At 71.2% G+C, this 2,581-nt stretch carries 3 protein-coding genes; all 3 read left to right on the top strand.

The features are described 5' to 3' along the window. The first annotated feature begins 92 nt into the window (after window positions 1–92). Window positions 93–554: a zinc-binding dehydrogenase gene (locus tag BLW04_RS29990; RefSeq protein ID WP_217631273.1), complete on the top strand. Its 462-nt coding sequence runs from the start codon at window positions 93–95 to the stop codon at window positions 552–554. Further along, window positions 475–669 (top strand): hypothetical protein, encoded by a 195-nt coding sequence (locus BLW04_RS27880; protein ID WP_217631274.1) that lies wholly within the window; start codon window positions 475–477, stop codon window positions 667–669. Before BLW04_RS29990 ends, BLW04_RS27880 begins: the two co-directional genes overlap by 80 nt. Before the next feature lie 1,057 nt (window positions 670–1,726). Beyond that, the coding region (locus BLW04_RS25150) for an IS256 family transposase (RefSeq protein WP_139307040.1) at window positions 1,727–2,581 on the top strand (855 nt) is incomplete at its 3' end.

The raw sequence follows: 2,581 nt of genomic DNA, 5'->3' as shown, positions 1-2,581 counted from the left end.
GCTACGACAAGAAAGCCGTCAACTACCGCGCCGGGATCGTCCTCGCCAGCATGATCATCTGGCTCACGACATGATCCAGGAGACACGCCCTAGTGATCGGCGGCGGTGTCGTCGGGCTCCTGACCGGCCTCTTCGCGCGGGCCTGCGGCGCCGCCGAGGTGGCGCTCGCCGACCCCGACCCCCAGCGCCTCGCGGCGGCCCAGGGCCTCGGCCTGACCCCGGTCGCCGACGGCAGCGCATCAGCGGTGGAGCGCTGGTCCACCTCCCACTGGCGCACAGGACCCGGTGACAGCGGCGCCGACCTGGTCTTCCAGTGCCGGGGGCGAGCGTCGGCACTGGCGACCGCGCTGCGCAGCCTGCGGCCACAGGGAACCATCATCGACCTGGCGTTCTACGAGGGCGGCGCCCCAGAATTGCGCCTGGTGAGGAGTTCCATCACAAGGGCTCACCATTCGCTGCGCACAGATCGGCCGGGTGCCCCGCGGGCTGGCGCAGGCATGGGACCGGCGGCGGCTGTGCGACGAGACCCTGAAGCTGCTGGCCGTGCACGGTGAGCAGATCCGCCGACACCTGATCACCGACGTCGTGCCGTTCGAGGAAGGCGCCACCGTCATGACCGAACTCGCCCAGCGACGCCGCTCCACCATCCAGGCCGTCTTTGCGATGTGACGACGCGGCGGCTGCTGGTCGGCGTCCACTGGCTTGGCTGGTGGCTGGCGGCGAGGAAACCGAGTGCGGCTGCCCGCCGAGCACCTGCGCCCCGAGTGGTGGGGTGACGTGGAATCTGCCCCCTTGAACCGACCCACGGCCGGCACCGATTGAGCGTGCCTGCAGCCACCCGTCCGTCTCCCTCCGGACGGGTGGCTGCCGATTGTGCGTCGGCAAGTCAGCTGCCGGCCGGCGTCACCCCGAACATCACCACCCGGCGAAACGCCACCGAGCCGCGGGGAGTGTGGACGGTGTGCGGGGGCGACCTGGTCGAGCGCGGCTCGTCGCGTACGGTCCGGCGATGAGATGCCCAGAAGCGGGCGCGGGCCAGGAACGGTGACCAGCGACCGGCGAGAGCCCTCCGGCCTGCGTAGCGGCCGCGGCAGGGCGGCCCTGTCTCCGGTGTCGGCGTCCGCCTCCCGCCGCCTCCCCGCTCCCCTGTGATCAACCTGAGCGGGCTGGATCCCCAGCCGGCCGGGTTCCCCGGCTGCATGACGTGTCCGTACCGCACGACCGGCACCCCGGCGATCTGCTTCGCCTGCGCCAACGGCGGGACCGCCCCGGTCCCCGCGGCGGCCTGCCCGGTGTGCGGCCAGGAACTCGTGGACGGCGACCGGTGCGCGAACACCGTGTGCAACCTCGACGACCGCTGGTTCTCCCGCGTCTACACCGCATCCTGGCGCCAGGAGGAGATGTGGGCCGCCATCTCGCACTACAAGTACGACCAGGACCGCGAGTGGGCCCCCATCCTGGGGCGCATCCTAGTCGGGTTCCTCGAGGAGCGCCGGACGGCGGGGGGTCGCGCACAGCCGACGTCCCGACACACCCTTACCGCCGCCCGAGACTCGCATGCCTCAGACGGCCATGGACGTCTTACTTCCTTGGAAGTAAGACGGGGCACCAGTGGCGTCCGCCAAGGTGGTGTGCGACGGCCCGGTGACCGGCGGGCCCTGAGCATGTAGGCGGCCACCGCGTGATCTTCTGGAGACCTCTCACAGTCCTTCAGGAGAACAACGCGATGACCGCACCTTCAAGTATCGACCCTGCCCGCTTCCTGTCCGAGCAGTTGGAGCAGGCGTCCCCGGATCTGCTGCGGCAGATGCTGACCACGTTCATCAACACGCTGATGTCGGCTGAGGCCGACGCCGTGTGCGGCGCCGGCTACGGCGAGCGCACCGCCGAGCGGACCAACGTCCGCAACGGCTACCGGCACCGGGACTTCGACACCCGCGCCGGCACCCTGGACGTGGCGATTCCCAAGCTTCGCTCGGGTTCGTACTTCCCCGACTGGCTGCTGGAGCGCCGCCGCCGCGCGGAGCGGGCGCTGACCACCGTGGTCGCGACCTGCTACCTGCTCGGGGTCTCGACCCGGCGGATGGAGAAGCTGGTCGAGTCCCTGGGCATCACTCGCCTGTCGAAGTCCCAGGTGTCCGAGATGGCCCGGGACCTCGACGGGCAGGTCGCGGACTTCCGGCACCGCCCGCTGGACGCCGGCCCGTACACGTTCGTGGCTGCCGACGCCCTCGTGCTGAAGGTCCGGGAGGGCGGCCGGGTGGTCGGCGTGCACGCCCTGGTCGCCACCGGCGTCAACGCCGACGGGCACCGGGAGATCCTCGGCCTGCAGGTCACCTCGGCTGAGGACGGCGCCGGCTGGCTGGCGTTCTTCCGGGATCTGACCGCCCGCGGGCTGACCGGCGTGCAGCTGGTCACCTCCGACGCCCACGCCGGCCTGGTCGTCGCCATCGGCGCGACCCTGCCCGGGGCGGCCTGGCAAAGGTGCAGGACGCACTACGCGGCGAACCTGATGGCCGTATGCCCGAAGGCGTCGAGGTTGTCCCGGGTCTCGTGGAAGTTGAGGTGGCGGTCCCCCGCC

This window comes from Modestobacter sp. DSM 44400 (assembly GCF_900107175.1).
GTDB lineage: Bacteria > Actinomycetota > Actinomycetes > Mycobacteriales > Geodermatophilaceae > Modestobacter.
The sequence above is the reverse complement of the archived record's forward strand: the minus strand, read 5'-3'. Positions and strand labels throughout refer to the sequence as shown.